The sequence below is a fragment of the Pseudomonas sp. XP1 genome (assembly GCF_053557675.1).
In genome coordinates, this window is sequence record NZ_JBNRIJ010000001.1 from 125,751 (window position 1) to 141,741 (window position 15,991).

General features: G+C 66.4%; 10 protein-coding genes. 9 read left to right on the forward strand and 1 reads right to left on the reverse strand.

The features are described 5' to 3' along the window. Nucleotides 1–57: 57 nt before the first annotated feature. Nucleotides 58–1,911 (reverse strand): ABC transporter ATP-binding protein, encoded by a 1,854-nt coding sequence (locus ACK1U9_RS00520; protein WP_046613943.1) that lies wholly within the window; start codon nt 1,909–1,911, stop codon nt 58–60. Between the two features lie 354 nt (nt 1,912–2,265). On the opposite strand from ACK1U9_RS00520, the gene ACK1U9_RS00525 reads away from it, so the two are divergent. Genes ACK1U9_RS00525 through bcsC form a run of 9 tightly spaced genes read left to right on the forward strand, consistent with a single transcriptional unit; the run spans nt 2,266 to nt 15,966 of the window. After that, nucleotides 2,266–3,747, forward strand: a complete 1,482-nt coding sequence (locus ACK1U9_RS00525) for a BcsE family c-di-GMP-binding protein (RefSeq protein WP_085601380.1) — start codon at nt 2,266–2,268, stop codon at nt 3,745–3,747. After that, on the forward strand, nt 3,744–3,929 hold the full coding sequence (bcsF, locus tag ACK1U9_RS00530) for a cellulose biosynthesis protein BcsF (protein ID WP_085601381.1): 186 nt from the start codon (nt 3,744–3,746) through the stop codon (nt 3,927–3,929). Before ACK1U9_RS00525 ends, bcsF begins: the two co-directional genes overlap by 4 nt. Beyond that, a complete protein-coding gene (gene bcsG / locus ACK1U9_RS00535) occupies nt 3,922–5,541 on the forward strand; it encodes a cellulose biosynthesis protein BcsG (RefSeq protein ID WP_108480508.1) in 1,620 nt (539 codons plus the stop codon). The genes bcsF and bcsG overlap by 8 nt, the downstream gene beginning before the upstream one ends. Further along, nucleotides 5,538–5,756: a cellulose biosynthesis protein BcsR gene (gene bcsR, locus ACK1U9_RS00540; RefSeq protein ID WP_025339608.1), complete on the forward strand. Its 219-nt coding sequence runs from the start codon at nt 5,538–5,540 to the stop codon at nt 5,754–5,756. Before bcsG ends, bcsR begins: the two co-directional genes overlap by 4 nt. Beyond that, nucleotides 5,753–6,460: a cellulose biosynthesis protein BcsQ gene (bcsQ, locus tag ACK1U9_RS00545; protein ID WP_108480507.1), complete on the forward strand. Its 708-nt coding sequence runs from the start codon at nt 5,753–5,755 to the stop codon at nt 6,458–6,460. The genes bcsR and bcsQ overlap by 4 nt, the downstream gene beginning before the upstream one ends. Continuing rightward, entirely contained in the window at nt 6,457–9,066 is a 2,610-nt protein-coding gene (bcsA, locus tag ACK1U9_RS00550; protein WP_108480506.1) for a UDP-forming cellulose synthase catalytic subunit, read from the forward strand. The genes bcsQ and bcsA overlap by 4 nt, the downstream gene beginning before the upstream one ends. Next, complete coding sequence (gene bcsB / locus ACK1U9_RS00555) at nt 9,066–11,345, forward strand: cellulose biosynthesis cyclic di-GMP-binding regulatory protein BcsB (protein ID WP_375136300.1); 2,280 nt, start codon at nt 9,066–9,068, stop codon at nt 11,343–11,345. The genes bcsA and bcsB overlap by 1 nt, the downstream gene beginning before the upstream one ends. After that, nucleotides 11,345–12,460, forward strand: coding sequence for a cellulose synthase complex periplasmic endoglucanase BcsZ (gene bcsZ / locus ACK1U9_RS00560; protein ID WP_449109593.1), 1,116 nt, complete (start codon nt 11,345–11,347; stop codon nt 12,458–12,460). The genes bcsB and bcsZ overlap by 1 nt, the downstream gene beginning before the upstream one ends. Further along, nucleotides 12,448–15,966: a cellulose synthase complex outer membrane protein BcsC gene (gene bcsC, locus ACK1U9_RS00565; protein WP_449109594.1), complete on the forward strand. Its 3,519-nt coding sequence runs from the start codon at nt 12,448–12,450 to the stop codon at nt 15,964–15,966. The genes bcsZ and bcsC overlap by 13 nt, the downstream gene beginning before the upstream one ends. The last annotated feature ends 25 nt before the right edge of the window (nt 15,967–15,991 follow it).

Sequence of the window (15,991 nt, forward strand, 5' to 3'; positions counted from 1 at the left end):
AGGTCGACGCATGGCACCGGCTTTGCCGGTGTTCGCCGGGCCCGCTCCCATACAGGCCTACTCCATCGCCTCGGCCACGCCCTGGTCCTCACCCAGGAACCCGCCGCTCTGGTGCTGCCACAACCGCGCATAAGTCCCATTCTTCGCCAGCAGTTGCGCATGGGTGCCTTGTTCGATGATGCGCCCTTCATCCATCACGATCAGCCGGTCCATGGCGGCAATCGTCGACAACCGGTGGGCGATGGCGATGACGGTCTTGCCTTGCATCATTTCATCCAGGCTCTCCTGAATGGCCACTTCCACTTCCGAGTCCAGCGCACTGGTGGCTTCGTCCAGCAGCAGGATCGGCGCGTTCTTCAGCATCACCCGGGCAATGGCGATGCGCTGGCGCTGACCACCTGACAGCTTGATGCCGCGCTCTCCCACCAAAGTGTCGTAACCGGTGTTGCCCTGGCGGTCGCTGAGCTGGCTGATGAAACCATCGGCCTGGGCATTGGCCGCAGCGGCGCGAATCTGCGCTTCGGTGGCATCGGGGCGGCCATAGGCGATGTTGTCGCGAATCGAGCGGTGCAGCAGCGAGGTGTCCTGAGTGACCATGCCGATGGCGCTGCGCAGGCTGTCCTGGGTGACCTTGGCCACGTTCTGCCCGTCGATGCGGATTTCCCCACGGTCCACGTCGTAGAAGCGCAGCAGCAGGTTGATCAAGGTGGACTTGCCGGCCCCGGAGCGGCCGACCAGGCCGACTTTTTCGCCCGGGCGGATGTGCAGGCTCAGGTCGTCGAGCACCTGGCGCTCGCCGTTGTAGTTGAAGCCGACCTTGTCGAAACTCACCGCGCCGCCCTTGGTTACCAGTTCGGTAGCGCCGGGCGCATCCTTCACCTTGGGGCCGCGGGTGAGGGTGGCCATGCCGTCCTGCACGGTGCCGATGTTCTCGAACAGCGAGGTTATCTCCCACATGATCCAGTGCGACATGCCGTTGATACGCAAGGCCATGGCGGTGATCGCCGCCACCGCCCCGGTGCCGACCTGGCCCTGGTGCCACAACCACAGGGCATAGCCACCGGCAGCCATGATCAGGCCCACCACCAGTGCCTGGTTGACGATTTCGAACTGGCTGACCAGACGCATCTGGCGAAAACCGGTCTGCTTGAAATCCTCCATGGCTGCGCGTGCGAAATGCGCTTCGCGGTTGGCGTGCGAGAACAGTTTTACCGTGGTGATGTTGGTATAGGCGTCAGAAACCCGCCCGGTCATCGATGATCGGGCGTTGGCCTGCTCCTGGCCGACCTTGCCCAGGCGCGGCACGAAATACAGCATGGCCAGGCCGAACAGCACGACCCAGGCAATGAATGGCAGCATCAGCTTCAGGGCAAAGCCACCGGCCAGGGCGATGATTGCGATGAAGTACACGCCGATCCCGGGCAGGATCTCGATGAGGGTGAACAACACATCGCGAACCGCCAGCGCCGTCTGCATCACCTTGGTGGTGACCCGGCCGGAAAACTCGTCAGAAAAGAACGACAGGCTCTGGCGCAGCATCAGCCGGTGAAAGTCCCAACGCAGGCGCAGCGGCAAGTTGATCGCCAGTACCTGGTGCTGAAGCATGGTGCGCAGCGCCACCAACCCGATGCTGACCAGCAGGACGATGCCGATACCCCAGAGCACCCGGGTTTCTTCGGGGCCGATGTTACCGCCGGCCTGCCAGGCCGAAAGCAGGTCCACGACCTGGCCGAGGAAGGCGAACAGCCAGGCTTCGTAGATCGATACCCCGGCACTGAGCAGTGCAAGTGCCAGGATGTAGCCGCGCGCCCCTCGGGTGCAGGCCCACATGAAGCGCAGCAGGCCAACGGGTGGCGGAGGTATCTCGTCGGGTGGGAAAGGGTCGAGCCAGCGCTCAAAGATACGAAACATGCTTGTCTCCGGAAGATCAATTCTTGCCTGGCCGGTGGCCATGACCCAGCGATGCATTCGCTGTCGACAAGCCGGGCGTGGGCTGCAGGGCAGCCCCGGCAAGCCGACAGACCTTAACTGACTGACACTGGCCCAACGCTTGTTGTTAACAAAAGTTTGCAAATTATTACATTTCCGCTTGATTTCATTTTGCCTTACTGCTGTAGAATTGACGGCTTTTAAAGATAGATGTCTTGTTTGCCGTTTTTTTGACGTGCGTCATGTGCGCTCAGCGGCAGGCAAGTCAAAGTTTCCCTTCAACCCGCCTCAATTTACTTTTGCAGAGCCAGTGTTTTGACGAACGGAACGCCGTGGTTGGCTATCTCCGGCTTAGACGCCGAAAGCAACCAGCTTCATGTACAAGGACTGTATTGGTTGGCCTGTGATAACGCAGAAGACGCCACCTTGCTATGCCGCCAAGTGGTCGAGGGGCTGCCGGAGCACGCGCGCGCAGCCCTGATCGCCGATGCGCAAGCGATCGGTGATGTGCTGGGTGCGCTCGATGCCGCGCAGGGCCCCGGCGAACTGGCGCTGTACGAAGCCAACCCGCAAGCCGCCCGGCACCTGGTCGATGACCTGCCGCGTATCGACGCCGCCGGGCGTGTGCTGGTGCTGCTGGCGCCTGCCGAGGTCTGGGGTGCTGGCAACATCGAAGGCTGGTGCAACGCGCTGCGCCCGGTCCTGTTGGCCGAGGCATCGCTGTTGCTGGTCATCAGCAGCGGCCAGAGTGCCGGGCTGGTAGAACGCCTGCGTGCGTTCAACCAGGGCGTCGATGGCCTGGCCCAGGTGTATCGCGGCAAAGGCGGGGTGCGCTACCTGCAGCATTTCTGGAGCAACCCGCTCGGCAAAACCGGTACGCGCGACGTGGAACTGGCGCGGCTTGAAACAGGCTTCGCCGCCGCCGGGGCGCCGCAGGCCCCCAGCGACACCGGTGGCGACGAGCTGTTGTACCTGGCCCAGCGCCCGGTACTGGAAGGTGCGCCAGCCTTCTCCGAGCACTGGCAGGTCTGCGAGAGCCTCGAGGAACTGGGGGCCAAAGCTGGCAGGGCGGTTTCCGCCACGGTCATCTTCGCCATGGACGGCGGGCAGCGCCTGGATAGCCTGGCGCGCCAGTTGCACCACTTGCGCCAATTGCGTGGCAATGCCCTGAAGCTGGTGGTGCGCGAGATGGCACCGACCCTGCGCTACCAGGATGAACAACTGCTGCTGGCCTGCGGGGCCAGCCAGATCGTGCCGTTCGGTGCCAGCCTGTCGCGCTTCCTGACCATGGTCGAGAGCATCCAGGGTTACCTCTGGCGCCGGCGCCTGCCAAGCGATTTCGATGCCTTGCTCGCACGCCTGCGGCCGCTGGCCATTTGTGGTCTGGTGGCGCCGCGCGCGTTCGCCGAAGCCGTGCAGACCATGTGGCACGGGGTGCGCAACGGCGAAATCGCCCACCAGTTGCTGGTATTGCGCCCGGCCCCTGGCCTGACCCCGCTGCAAGCCTGCTCGCGCACGGTGTTCCGCCGTGACGGCGACATCGCCTGCGTGGTGGGCGATGTGCTGTTCCTGTTCCTTTTCGCCTGCCGCTCCGAAGGCGTCGAGCAAGCCCTTGACCACATCTTCCAGTTGTCGTGGAAAGAGTTGTTCATCAGCCAGGAGGTGCTTGCCGGTGTCGACAGCCTGGCCACCCCGGCCTTCCTCGACGACCGCGTGCCACAGCCACCCCGGCTTGACGCGGCGGCACAGTTGACCGCCCAGGCCAGGCCGGCCCTGGCGCCGCGCCGGGTGGCCCTGGGCAAGCGGGGTACAGCATGAACTTCGCGCAACTGCTGCAAGTGGTCGGCATTACGGCGCTGGTCACCTTGGCGCTGGCCCTGCTGCTGTTACGCCTGCGCGCCACGCTGCGCGGCTGGTTGCGCCGCCGCCTTCCACCCCGTTACCTGAAACCGCTGGGCGTACGCCACCGCGCTGCACGCCAGGAACCCCGTAATGACTAATTTATCCGCCACCCTCCCGGTACCGGCCCGCTGGCCTGGACTGGGCGGGTGGAACCTCTATTTCCTGGCCAAGTTCCTGTTGGTCGCCCTTGGCATGCTCGACTTTCAGGCGCTGCCGAACCTGTTGTTCGCCGCGTTTCTGCTGGTGCCGCTGCCAGGCAGGTGGCTGCGAATCGCGCGGCAACTGGTGGCCGTACCGGTTGGCATCGCATTGTTCTACCAGGACACCTGGCTGCCACCCTTCAGCCGCCTGCTGGCGCAGCCGGGGGTGTTCGATTTCTCGTGGGACTACCTGCTCGAACTGCTCGGCCGCTTCATCAACTGGAACTTGCTGGGCGCGCTGGCACTGTTGCTGGTGGGTTACCTGTACCTGCGCCATTGGCTGCGGCTGAGTACCCTGAGCCTGCTGGGGCTGGCGTGGCTGGCGATCGGCGGCCTGCCAGCGCTGGGGTTCCACCCGGGCCAGGCGCCTGGCACCGCGGCTGCCAGCCCCACCGAGCAGGCGCAGGCCACCGTGGTTGCCGACAATGCCACGCTCGACAGCTGGCTCGAGCGGTTCTTTGCCAGTGAGCGTGAACGGGTGACAGCATTCCCGGCCGTGAAGGCCGATGAGCAGCCGTTCGATCTGCTGGTGATCAACATCTGCTCGCTGGCCTGGGATGACCTGTCTGCCGTGGGGTTGCGTGACAACCCGTTGTTTTCGCGCCTGGACGTGATCTTCGACCAGTTCAACTCGGCCACGTCCTACAGCGGGCCGGCGGCCATCCGCGTGCTGCGTGCCAGCTGCGGGCAGTCGTCCCACGCCGGCCTGTACCAGCCTGCCCCGGAGCAGTGCCTGTTGTTCCAGAACCTGGCCAGGCTCGGCTTCCAGAGCAACACCTTGCTCAACCACAGCGGCCGCTTCGACAATTTCATCGGCGACATCACCCAGCAGCACATGCCTCAACCCGGCCTGCGCAACACCGATTTCCCGCGGGCACTGGTCGGCTTCGACGGTTCGCCGATCGCCAGCGACCTGGAGGTGCTGCGCCGCTGGTGGGGCCAGCGCAAAGGCGCGCCGGCCGAGCATGTGTCGCTGTTCTACAACAGCATCAGCTTGCATGACGGCAACCGGATCGTCACCGCCGACGGCGGTACCCGCGTGGCTGATTACGCAACGCGCGCCACCCGGCTGTTCGGTGAGCTTGGCAGTTTCCTCGATGAACTGGAGCGCAGCGGCCGCCGCGTGGTCGTGGCCATTGTCCCGGAACATGGCGCCGCGCTGCATGGCGACCGCATGCAGCTGTCGGGCATGCGTGAAATCCCCACCCCATCGATTACCCATGTGCCGGTCGGCCTGAAGTTCATCGGCATGGGCCAGCCTGCCCGCAACGAGCCGCTGCACGTCTCGGCACCCACCAGCTACCTGGCGCTGTCCGAACTGATCTCGCGCGTGTATGCGGGCCTGGGCCAGCAGCAGGTGCTGGATGTGCCCAGCCTGCTGAGCGACCTGCCGACCACCGAACAGGTCGCGGAAACCGCAGGTGCGCAGGTAATGAACTACCAGGGGCGTGCCTACATGCGCCTGCAAGGCCAGCCCGACTGGCAACCTGTTCCGAAGGAGCGCCAATGATCACTGGCAAGGCAGACCCTGCCGACCGCAGCGACGATATCGCCCAGTTGCGCCAGCATCTGGACATGCCGGACCTGAACTACCAGGACATTTCGTTGCTGGTGGGTGTCCAGCAGGCTTTGCAGCGCTGGCCGCTGCTGGGTGAAAGCTGCCGGAGCAGCGCCCAGGGCACCTTGTACACGGCGGCGCCGCGGCGCCAGGTACTGTCGCCATGACCAGCCTGGCGTTGCACGGCGTTCGCGGTGGCCTGGGGCGCAGTGCCTTGCTGGCGGCACTGGGGCATGCGTTGCAGGGCGTAGGTGAGCGGGTGCTGCTGGTCGACCTGTGCCCAAGCAACCTGCTCGGCCTGCACTTCAACCTGCCCCTCGACACGCGCGAGGGCTGGGCGCTTGCCGAGCGGGAAGGGCGGCCATACATCGATGCCATGTATGAGGTGCTCGATGGCCTGTGCCTGATGCCGTTCGGCAGTCTGCCTGCCGGCAAGCGGCTGCCTTTGCCCGACGCTGAGGCCTGGCGCGCGCGCCAGGCCGAGCTGGCCGAACACTTCGACTGGTTGCTGTTCGACCTGCCGCAACTGCCGACCGATGCCGCTGGCCAAAGTGTCGAGACTGACGTGCGTGTGTTGGTGGCCGAGGCCGAAATGGCCAGCCACCTGCTGCTCGGGCGCCGGCAGGTCGAGCACTACGACCTGTTGCTGGTCAACCGCTACGACCCCGCCAGCCGCTTGCAGAGCGACCTGCTGATGGTGTGGCGCGACCTGTTCCGTGATCGCCTGCCGATCCAGGTGGTGCACCGCGACGAGGCGTTTCTCGAAGCCCTGGCGCACAAGGCACCGCTTGGCCACTACGCGCCGCAGAGCCTGGCTTGCCGGGACGTGCAGAGCCTGGCGGTGCGCTGCCTGACGAGGCGCCAGTCGTGACCCTGACCCCTCTGTCGGCCTACGCCTGGTTCCGCACACGTGGTGCGCGGCAGCCGGTCGCGTGGCTGTTTACCCTTGGCGTGTGGCTGGCCTTCCTGCTCCTGCGCCTGGAGTCGCCTGCCTGGCAAGCCCTGCTGGCCGAGCGGCAGCGGCTGTACCCGCAACTGGCGGGCAAGCGCCCCAGCCTGGGCGACCCGCTGCGCCTGCTGATTCAGAGCCTGTGGCTGCTGGTCCGGCGCCAACCGCTGCCTCGCCAACCAGGGTTTTCCCGCCGTGCCTGGGGGGCAGTGCAGGCGCAGCTGCGCGGTATGCGCCAGGTGCTGCGCCGCCACCATGGCCTGCTGATCGACCGCCTGCAGCAGCTGCCTGCGCGCTACCGCGCCAGCGCTTTCAGGCAGCGAGCCTCGGCACGCCTGCGCGGCTTGAGCGTGTTCGCCCGGTGGGTTTTCTACGGTGTGCTGACCCTGGGCGCCATCGGCCTGGCCGTGTTGTGCGTCACCGAACCGTTCGGCTACCTGGCGCAGCTGGTGTTCATCTGCCTGTTGCTGGGCATCGCCCTGCTGGTGCGGCACATGCCGGGTCGTTTCCCGACCTTGATGCTGATCGTGCTGTCGACCCTCATCTCCTGCCGCTACCTGTGGTGGCGCTATACGTCGACCTTGAACTGGAACGACACCACGGGCCTTGTGTGCGGGGTGATCCTGCTGGCGGCAGAAACCTATTCGTGGTTCGTGCTGATCCTGGGCTACATCCAGACCAGCTGGCCGTTGCAGCGCAAGCCGGCGAACCTGCCGGCTAATCCGGCGCACTGGCCGACCGTCGACCTGATGATCCCCACCTACAACGAAGACTTGTCGGTGGTACGCACCACGGTGCTCGCTGCCCTGGGCCTGGACTGGCCGCGCGAGTGCCTGCGCATCTATATCCTCGACGACGGCCGGCGTGAGGCGTTTCGTGCGTTCGCCGACGAAGTGGGGGTGGGCTACATCGTGCGGCCGGACAACAACCACGCCAAGGCCGGCAACCTCAACCATGCGCTGGGCGTGACCGACAGCGAGCTGATCGCCATTTTCGACTGCGACCACGTGCCGGTGCGTTCCTTCCTGCAAATGACCGTGGGCTGGTTCCTCAAGGACCCGAAGCTGGCGCTGGTGCAGACGCCGCACCATTTCTTCTCGCCCGACCCGTTCGAGCGCAACCTGGGCTCGTTCCGCCGGCGCCCCAATGAAGGCGAGCTGTTCTACGGCCTGATCCAGGATGGTAATGACATGTGGAACGCGGCGTTCTTCTGCGGCTCGTGTGCCGTGCTGCGCCGTACCGCGCTGGAGAGCATCGGCGGCTTCGCCGTCGAAACCGTGACCGAAGATGCCCATACCGCCTTGCGCATGCACCGCCAGGGTTGGTCATCGGCCTACCTGAGCATTCCGCAGGCGGCCGGCCTGGCCACCGAGAGCCTGTCGGCGCACATCGGCCAGCGCATTCGCTGGGCCCGGGGCATGGTGCAGATCTTCCGTACCGACAACCCGCTGTTCGGCCGTGGGCTGAGCCTGTTCCAGCGGGTGTGCTATGCCAACGCGATGCTGCACTTCCTGGCCGGCCTGCCAAGGCTGGTGTTCCTGACCGCGCCGCTGGCGTTCCTGTTGCTGCATGCCTACATCATCTACGCACCGGCGCTGATGATCCTGCTGTACGTGCTGCCGCACATGATCCACGCCAGCCTGACCAACTCGCGCATGCAGGGCAAGTACCGGCAGACCTTCTGGGGCGAGGTCTACGAGACCGTGCTGGCCTGGTACATCGCCCGCCCGACCACGGTCGCGCTGTTCGCGCCGAAGAAGGGCAAGTTCAACGTCACCGCCAAGGGCGGCCTGATGGAGCAGGAGCAGTTCGACTGGCGCATCGCCCAACCCTACCTGTGGCTGGCGGCGCTCAACGTGGCGGGCCTGGGTTTCGCCGTGTGGCGCCTGTTCACCGGCCCGGCGGCGGAGATCGGCACGGTGATCGTCAGCTCGCTATGGGTGATCTACAACCTGCTGATCATCGGCGCCGCCGTCGCTGTGGCTGCCGAAGTGCGCCAGGTGCGCCGCGCCCACCGGGTGCAGATGCGCTTGCCGGCCGGGCTGGTGCTGGCCAGCGGTCACGCCTACCCCTGTACCTTGGTCGACTACTCCGACGGTGGTGTCGGCCTTCAGCTGCACCGGGGCCTTGAGTTGCAAGCCGGGGAGCGGGTACGCCTGCTGCTCAACCGCGGCCAGCGCGAGTTCGCCTTCCAGGCCTGTGTCACCCGTACCGTCGGGCAACACGTTGGCCTGGTGTTTCACGACCTCGGCCAGCAACAGCGTATCGACCTGGTCCACTGCACCTTCGCCCGCGCCGATGCCTGGCTGGGCTGGAGCGAGCAGCACGAAGTCGACCGCCCGCTGCGCAGCCTGGTCGACGTGCTGAAGCTGGGCGGTGTCGGTTACCTGCGGCTGGTCGAGCACTTGCCGCCATGGGTGCGGGCGTGGCTGCGCCCACTGCACGCGCTGACGAACTGGCTGGCCAGCTACAGGCCGCGCACACCGCGGCCTGTCCCTTCCTTGAACCCTGTTGATCGAGACGCATGATGACTGGTTATCCCGCGCGTACCTGGGGCCTGGCGATGGCGCTGCTTGCTGCCTTGTCGCAGAGCGCCGCTGCCGCCTCCGTAGCCCCGCTTGCCGAGCCAGCCGTACCCACGGTACCGAACTGGCCGGTTGCGAAAACCTTCGAGCAGCTCGGGCATGCGTCCGACAGCCTGTTGCTGGGGGTGCGCAACAGCGAGCATATCGAATTCGGCCTGCGGCGCGACCGCCTGGCCACCGACGCCAGCCTGCAGCTGGACTACACGCCATCGCCCGCGCTGTTGCCGAACCTGTCGCACCTGCGCGTGTACCTCAACGATGAACTGATGGGCGTGGTGCCGGTGGAAAAGGACCAGCTTGGCCAGCGCGTGCGCCGGCAACTGCCACTGGACCCGAAGCTGCTCAGCGATTTCAACCGGGTACGCCTGGAGTTCGTCGGGCATTACACCGACATCTGCGAAGACCCTGCGCACAGCGGCCTCTGGCTGAACCTGAACCGCAAGAGCCAGGTACAACTGCACGAACAGGCCCTGGCCCTGGACAACGACCTGGCGTACTTCCCGCTGCCGTTCTTCGATGTGCGCGACACTGGCAAGGTAACCCTGCCGATGGTGTTCAGCGGCGTGCCGAGCCTGGGCGAGCAGCGTGCGGCGGCGATCCTGGCGTCCTACTTCGGCAGCCAGGCCGGGTGGCGCAAGGCGACCTTCCCGGTGCTGTACGACAGCCTGCCGGCCCGTGGCGACAGACCCACGCCGAGCATCGTGTTTGCCAGCAACGATCGACGCCCGGCCTTCCTCGCCGACTTGCAGCAGTTCCCGCCGGTGGACGGCCCGGTACTGCAGATGATCGACCACCCGGACGATCGCTTCAGCAAGGTGCTGCTGGTGCTGGGCCGCAACGACGATGACCTGGTCAAGGCCGCTTCGGCGCTGGCGGTTGGCAACAACCTGTTCCGCGGTGCCCGGGTGAAGGTCGAGCAGATGACGGCACTGCAGCCGCGCCAGCCCTATGATGCACCGAACTGGACACGCACCGACCGCCCGGTACGCTTCGCCGAGCTGCTCGATTACCCCGAGCAGTTGCAGGTCAGCGGCCTGCAACCGCGGCCGGTGACGCTGGAGCTGAACCTGCCGCCGGACCTGTTCGTGTGGCGCAACCAGGGCATTCCGCTGCGTACGCTGTACCGCTACACGGCCCCGGCAGTGAGCGACGAATCGCGCCTGAGCATCAGTGTCAATGACCAGTACATCACCAGCATGCCGCTGGTGGGCAATGACCGGCGCGGCGGTACGCTCGAGGAAATGCGCCTGGCGGTGCTACCGGGTGACAACAGCGCATTGACCGAGAAGTCGCTGGTACCGGCGTTGAAGATCGGCGACCGCAACCGCCTGCGCTTCGATTTCAGCTTTGCCAGCACCCTGGGCAGCGCCCAGCGCGACCGCTGCCAGACCTCGTTGCCGGTGGATGTGCGCGCGGCGATCGACGAGAACTCGACCATCGACCTGTCCGGTTACCACCACTACATCGCCATGCCCGACCTGCGCGCATTCGCCCGCAGCGGTTTCCCGTTCAGCCGCATGGCCGACCTTTCCGAAACGCTGGTCGTCATGCCGGCCAAGCCCACGGCGATGCAGGTGGGCACCTTGCTCGATGCGGTCGGCGGGCTGGCCGGGCAGATCGGCTACCCGGCGCTTGGCCTGCGGCTGGTCGATGACTGGGCGCAGGCCGCAGCGGTCGATGCCGACTTGCTGCTGCTCGGCAGCCTGCCCGAGGCCCTGGGGGATTCGCCAAATCTTGGTCTGCTGCTCAGCGCCCAGCGGGACTGGCTGCTGCAGGGCCGCAGTACCGGGCTGCCGGGCAGCCAGCGCTTCGATACCGCAGCGGTCGCAGCGAGCAGCCGTGTGGCCGTCAGCGCGCAGGCGCCGATTGCCGCCATCACCGGGCTGAAGTCACCATTCCACGAGCAGCGCAGTGTGGTCGCCCTGTTGGCCAACAGCGATAGCGACCAAGCGTTGCTGCGCGACGTGCTCGGCGATGTGGGCAAGCTCGATGCGGTGGCCGGTTCGGTGACGCTGGTGCGCAGCAGTGGCGTCACCAGCCAGTTCGTCGGCGAGCACTACTTCGTAGGCGCGCTGCCGTGGTGGCTGCTGCTGTGGTTCCACCTGTCCGAGCACCCGGTGCTGCTGGCGGCGATCGCGGCCATTTGCGTGGTGCTGTTCGCCTTCCTGTTGTGGCGGGCACTGCGCTGGGCAGGCAAGCGCCGCCTGGGTGAGGCGGGGTGATGATGCGTCAGTTGCTGGTAGGGCTGGTCGCCTTGGGCCTGCCCGTTGTCACGAGTGCCGCACCGGCTTGCCCATGGCCGGCATGGGACCGCTTCAAGGCCGAGCTGGTGAGTGTCGACGGTCGGGTCATCGACCGGAGCGACGAGCGCCTGATCACCACCTCGGAAGGGCAGAGCTATGCGCTGTTCTTCGCCCTGGTGGGCAATGACCGGCAAGCCTTCGCGCAGTTGCTGCGCTGGACCGGCAACAACCTGGCGGAGGGCGACCTGGCCCGGCATCTGCCCGCCTGGCTGTGGGGCCGCAACGGCCAGCAGCAGTGGCAGGTGCTGGATGCCAACAACGCCAGCGATGCCGACCTGTGGATTGCCTACAGCCTGCTTGAAGCCGGGCGCCTGTGGGACGAGCCGGCCTACACGCAACTGGGTCAGCGCCTGCTGTGGCGTATCGCCGCGCAGACCGTGCGCAAGCTGCCGGGCCTGGGGGTGATGCTGCTGCCGGGGGACTACGGCTTCGAGGATGCCCGCGGTGCCCGCTTGAATCCCAGCTATTTGCCGCTGCAGTTGTTCGATCGCTTCAGCCTAGTCGACCCGTTGTGGGGCGAGCTGGCGGCCAACACGCGGCGTCTGTGGCTGGCTTCGTCGCCAAAGGGCTTTGCCCCGGACTGGCTGCTGTGGACGCCCGCCGGTGAACTGGCTGCGGACCCGCAACATGGCAGTGAAGGTGACTACGACGCCATCCGCGTCTACCTGTGGGTCGGCATGCTGGCCAAGGACGCGGCGCAGCGCGCCGAACTGGTGGCCCATTATGCCCCGATGGCGGCATTGACCACGCGCCAGGGGCTGCCGCCAGAGCATGTGGATGCGCACAGCGGTGTTGCCAGTGGCCATGGCCCGGCAGGTTTCTCCGCGGCGCTGCTGCCGTTGCTGGCAGCATCGCCGGAGCACGTCGCGGGCCTGGCGGCCCAGCGTCAGCGCCTACGTGATCAGCCAGTCGAAGCCAAGGCCTATTACAGCCAGGTGCTGGCGCTGTTTGGCCAAGGCTGGGACCAAGGCCGTTACCGTTTCGACTCGCGTGGCCGCCTGTTGCCGGCCTGGAGCGCGCCATGCAGCGAATGATCGGTGTGCTGATGCTGGCGGCAGTGACCTGCCAGGCCACCGCGCAACCCAAGGATGCCGATGAACAGCGCCAATGGCTGCTGGACCAGGTGCGTCGTGGCGAGGCGCTGCATCGTGATGACCTGGTGCGCGATGCACTGGGGCGGTTGCAATTGCTCGAGCCGCGCAACCCGGATGTGTTGCTGGCGGCCCTGAGCCTGGCATTGCGCGAAAAGAACAGTACCGATGCCGAGCAGTTGAGCGCCCGGATCAGCGCTATCGCGCCTGGCAGTCTGCAGGCTCGCCAGGCCAGGCGCCTGCTCGAGCTGCAGCAGCCTGAGCGCGTGCGGCAATTGCAGCAGGCTCGCCTGCTGGCGGTCACCGGGCGCAATGAAGAGGCGCTGGCGGCCTATGAACAGTTGTTCGCTGGTGAACCGCCAAGCCTGGAATTGGCCCTGGACTACTGGCGCGTGCGCGGCAACCTCCCGGGCCAGCGCCCCGAGGCGATCAGGCAGTTGCAGCAGCTGGACCGGCAGTACCCCGGCAGTGCCGGGTTGCGCCAGACCCTCGCCGGCTGGCTGTTCGCCGAAAATCGCGACCGTGAAGCCTTGGCCTTGCTCGACCAGCTGTCGCGCGACCCCGGCGCACGGGATGCCGCTGCCCAGCGTGAGTTCGACTACCTGTCCGGGCAAGCGGTGAGCGCCGCCAGCGCGGCGGCCTGGCAAGCGTTTCTCCAGCGTTACCCGGCCTCACCGTTGCAGGCGCAGGCCAGCGAGACTCTGCAACAGCAGCGCAAACTGCTGGCCGACCCGTCCTGGCAGGCTGGCCGACGGGGCTTGGCATTGCTCGACAAGGGCCGCAACGCTGAAGCCGAAGCACAACTGCGTCGGGCGCTGCGCCAGTATCCGGATGATGCCAGCCTGCAGGGGGCACTGGGCTATGCGTTGATGCGCCAGAGCCGCTACGAAGACGCCAATGCGGCGTTCCGGGCGGCAAGTGCCAAGGAACAGGACACTTACTGGATCAGCCAGTGGAAGGACCTGGAGTCGTCCAGCCAGTATTGGGCCCTGCTCGGCAAAGGGGAGCGGGCACTGCAGGCGAAAGACCTGCGCGCGGCCCGCGCCTTCTACCAGCAGGCTCGCCAGCAGCGCCCGAAAGAGGAATACGCCCTGCTGGGCCTGGCGGATGTCTCGCTGGCCGAGGGCGATACCGCTGCCGCCGAGCGGCAGTTCCTGCAGGTTCGGCGCATGGCACCGGATAACGAAAGTGCCGTGCGCGGCCTGGTGCGTGTGTACCAGGCGCAATCGCCCGACAAGGCGCGGGCGTACCTCGACAGCCTGCCGCTTCGGCAGCAGGCACAGTTCGCCAGCCTGCGCCGCAGCCTGGAACTCGCACGCCTGCGCCAACAAGGTGACCAGGCCATGCAGCGTGAGGACTGGGCGGCAGCCAGCCAGATGCTGGGCCAGGCCACGGCCTTGGCACCCGATGAGCCATGGCTGGTCTATCAGCTGGCCAACAGCTTGCGTCACCTGGGGCGCACTGCCGAAGCCGATGCGGCATTCGCCAGGATCGTACAGCGCCAGCCGGGCGATCCATCTACCCGTTATGCCCATGGCCTGTTCCTGGAGTCCAGTGACCGCGATGCGCTGGCTTTGGACAGCCTGGGCGCGGTGCCGCAGGGGGCCTGGAACGCTGACATGCATGCGCTGGAGCAGCGTATCCGCCGCCGCATGACCCTGGCTTCGGCACAGCAGCTGCAGGCACAAGGCCGTACGGCTGAAGCGACCCGCCTGCTCGAGGCCGGCCTGGCGCGTGGCGAAGGCAGCACCGATGACCTGATGCTGCTGGCTGACTGGGCGGCGGCCAATGGTGAGCCTGGCAAGGCGCGCGGTTATTACCAGCGCGTGCTCGCCGTGCAGCCTGGGCAACCCCAGGCGCGCCTGGGCGTGATCGAAAGCGCGGTGGCCGAAGGCAACCTGGCACAGGCCCGGCACATGCTGGCTGTGCAGGTACCGCAACTGGCTGCCGATGACAGCAACGCCCAACGGCGCCTGGCGGCTGTCTGGGTGGCCTTGGGCGAACACGACCAGGCGGCAAGAATGCTCGACCAGATAGCAGCGCAGCAGCCTCGCCCCGATCCCTTGTTGCGGCGCGACGCTGCCCGCCTGGTGGCGCCGGATGACCCGCAACGGGCGCTGGACCTTTACGCTGCAGCGATGGTCGATGCGCAGTTGCTCCAGCGTACTGCCGTGTCGCCACGAGACGACCGTGCACTGACGCTGGCCAGCCGGGAGCAGGATGACGACGACTGGCTGGCACGCAGCCTGCGCAGCGACGTCGATGCGCTGTATCGCCAGCGCAATACCCATGTGACGCTGATGCACGACTACGGTTGGCGCGAGGACGACGGTACGCCGGGCACGTCCGAACTGAGTACCCAGTCGACGTTGCTGCACGTCGATACCCCTTGGCAGGACGGCACCGCCTTTGCGCGGGTGGAGCGCATCGGCATGGATGCGGGCTCGTTCGAGCAGAACGACCAAAGGGGTTATACCCCGGATTTCGGTAGCTGCCAGTTTGTTGGCCGCACCGCCGACGGGAAGTCGCTCCCCGCCTGCGATGGTGGTTCGCAGACGGCGGACGGCAGCGTGCTGGCGCTGGGTTGGCAGGGCAGCCGCTGGGCCTTTGATCTGGGAACCACTCAGGGTTACGCCATCAACAACTGGTTGGGTGGCGCGACGGTCAATGGCGACCTCGGTCAGGTCGGCTGGTCGCTGACCGCTTCGCGGCGGCCGATGAGCAACTCGCTGTTGTCCTTTGCCGGGGCACGTGACCCGCGTACGGGCGTGCGCTGGGGCGGGGTCACGGCCAATGGCGCCACGCTCGGCCTGAGCTGGGACCAGGGCGGTGACAATGGCGTCTGGGCCAGCCTCGGGCACCACTGGCTGTATGGCGAGAACGTCGCCGACAACCAGCGCACCCGAGCCATGGCCGGCTGGTACCACCGCGTGGTGGAAAAAGCCGATGAGCGTGTGCGCGTGGGCCTTACGCTGATGCACTGGCGTCACGACAAGGACCTGGGCGGCTACAGCCTGGGGCAGGGCGGCTATTACAGCCCGCAGCGCTACACATCGGTTGGCGTGCCGGTCAGCTATGCCTGGCGCAACTACGACTGGTCGGTGTTGCTGGAAGGCTCTGTCAGCTGGTCCCAGGCCCACAGCGGCCGTAGCCGCCTGTACCCGGATGCGCACGTCAACCGCAAGGTGCTGGCCCAGTATGACGTTGGCTCCAATATCGATGCCATGAACGACGCCAGCGACAGCAGCGGCCTGGGCTACCGCCTGCGTGGGCTGTTCGAACGGCGCCTGAGCGACCATTGGGTGTTGGGCGCCGGCTTCGACTGGCAGCACAGTGATGACTATGCGCCTAGCCATGGCATGCTCTATCTGCGCTACCTGTTCGAGCCGTGGCGGGGCAACCTGGCGCTGCCGGTGACACCGCTGGAGCCCTATAGCGAGTGGCGTTGATTTCGAATGCAGGCGCTGTGTGTGG

Bases quoted from the DNA above. Each gene is read 5' to 3' on its own strand.
- bcsZ (WP_449109593.1), top strand. From the start codon at position 11,345: ATGATGCGTCAGTTGCTGGTAGGGCTGGTCGCCTTGGGCCTGCCCGTT.
- ACK1U9_RS00520 (WP_046613943.1), bottom strand. From the start codon at position 1,911: ATGTTTCGTATCTTTGAGCGCTGGCTCGACCCTTTCCCACCCGACGAG.
- bcsG (WP_108480508.1), top strand. From the start codon at position 3,922: ATGACTAATTTATCCGCCACCCTCCCGGTACCGGCCCGCTGGCCTGGA.
- bcsF (WP_085601381.1), top strand. From the start codon at position 3,744: ATGAACTTCGCGCAACTGCTGCAAGTGGTCGGCATTACGGCGCTGGTC.
- bcsQ (WP_108480507.1), top strand. From the start codon at position 5,753: ATGACCAGCCTGGCGTTGCACGGCGTTCGCGGTGGCCTGGGGCGCAGT.
- bcsC (WP_449109594.1), top strand. From the start codon at position 12,448: ATGCAGCGAATGATCGGTGTGCTGATGCTGGCGGCAGTGACCTGCCAG.
- bcsB (WP_375136300.1), top strand. From the start codon at position 9,066: ATGACTGGTTATCCCGCGCGTACCTGGGGCCTGGCGATGGCGCTGCTT.
- bcsR (WP_025339608.1), top strand. From the start codon at position 5,538: ATGATCACTGGCAAGGCAGACCCTGCCGACCGCAGCGACGATATCGCC.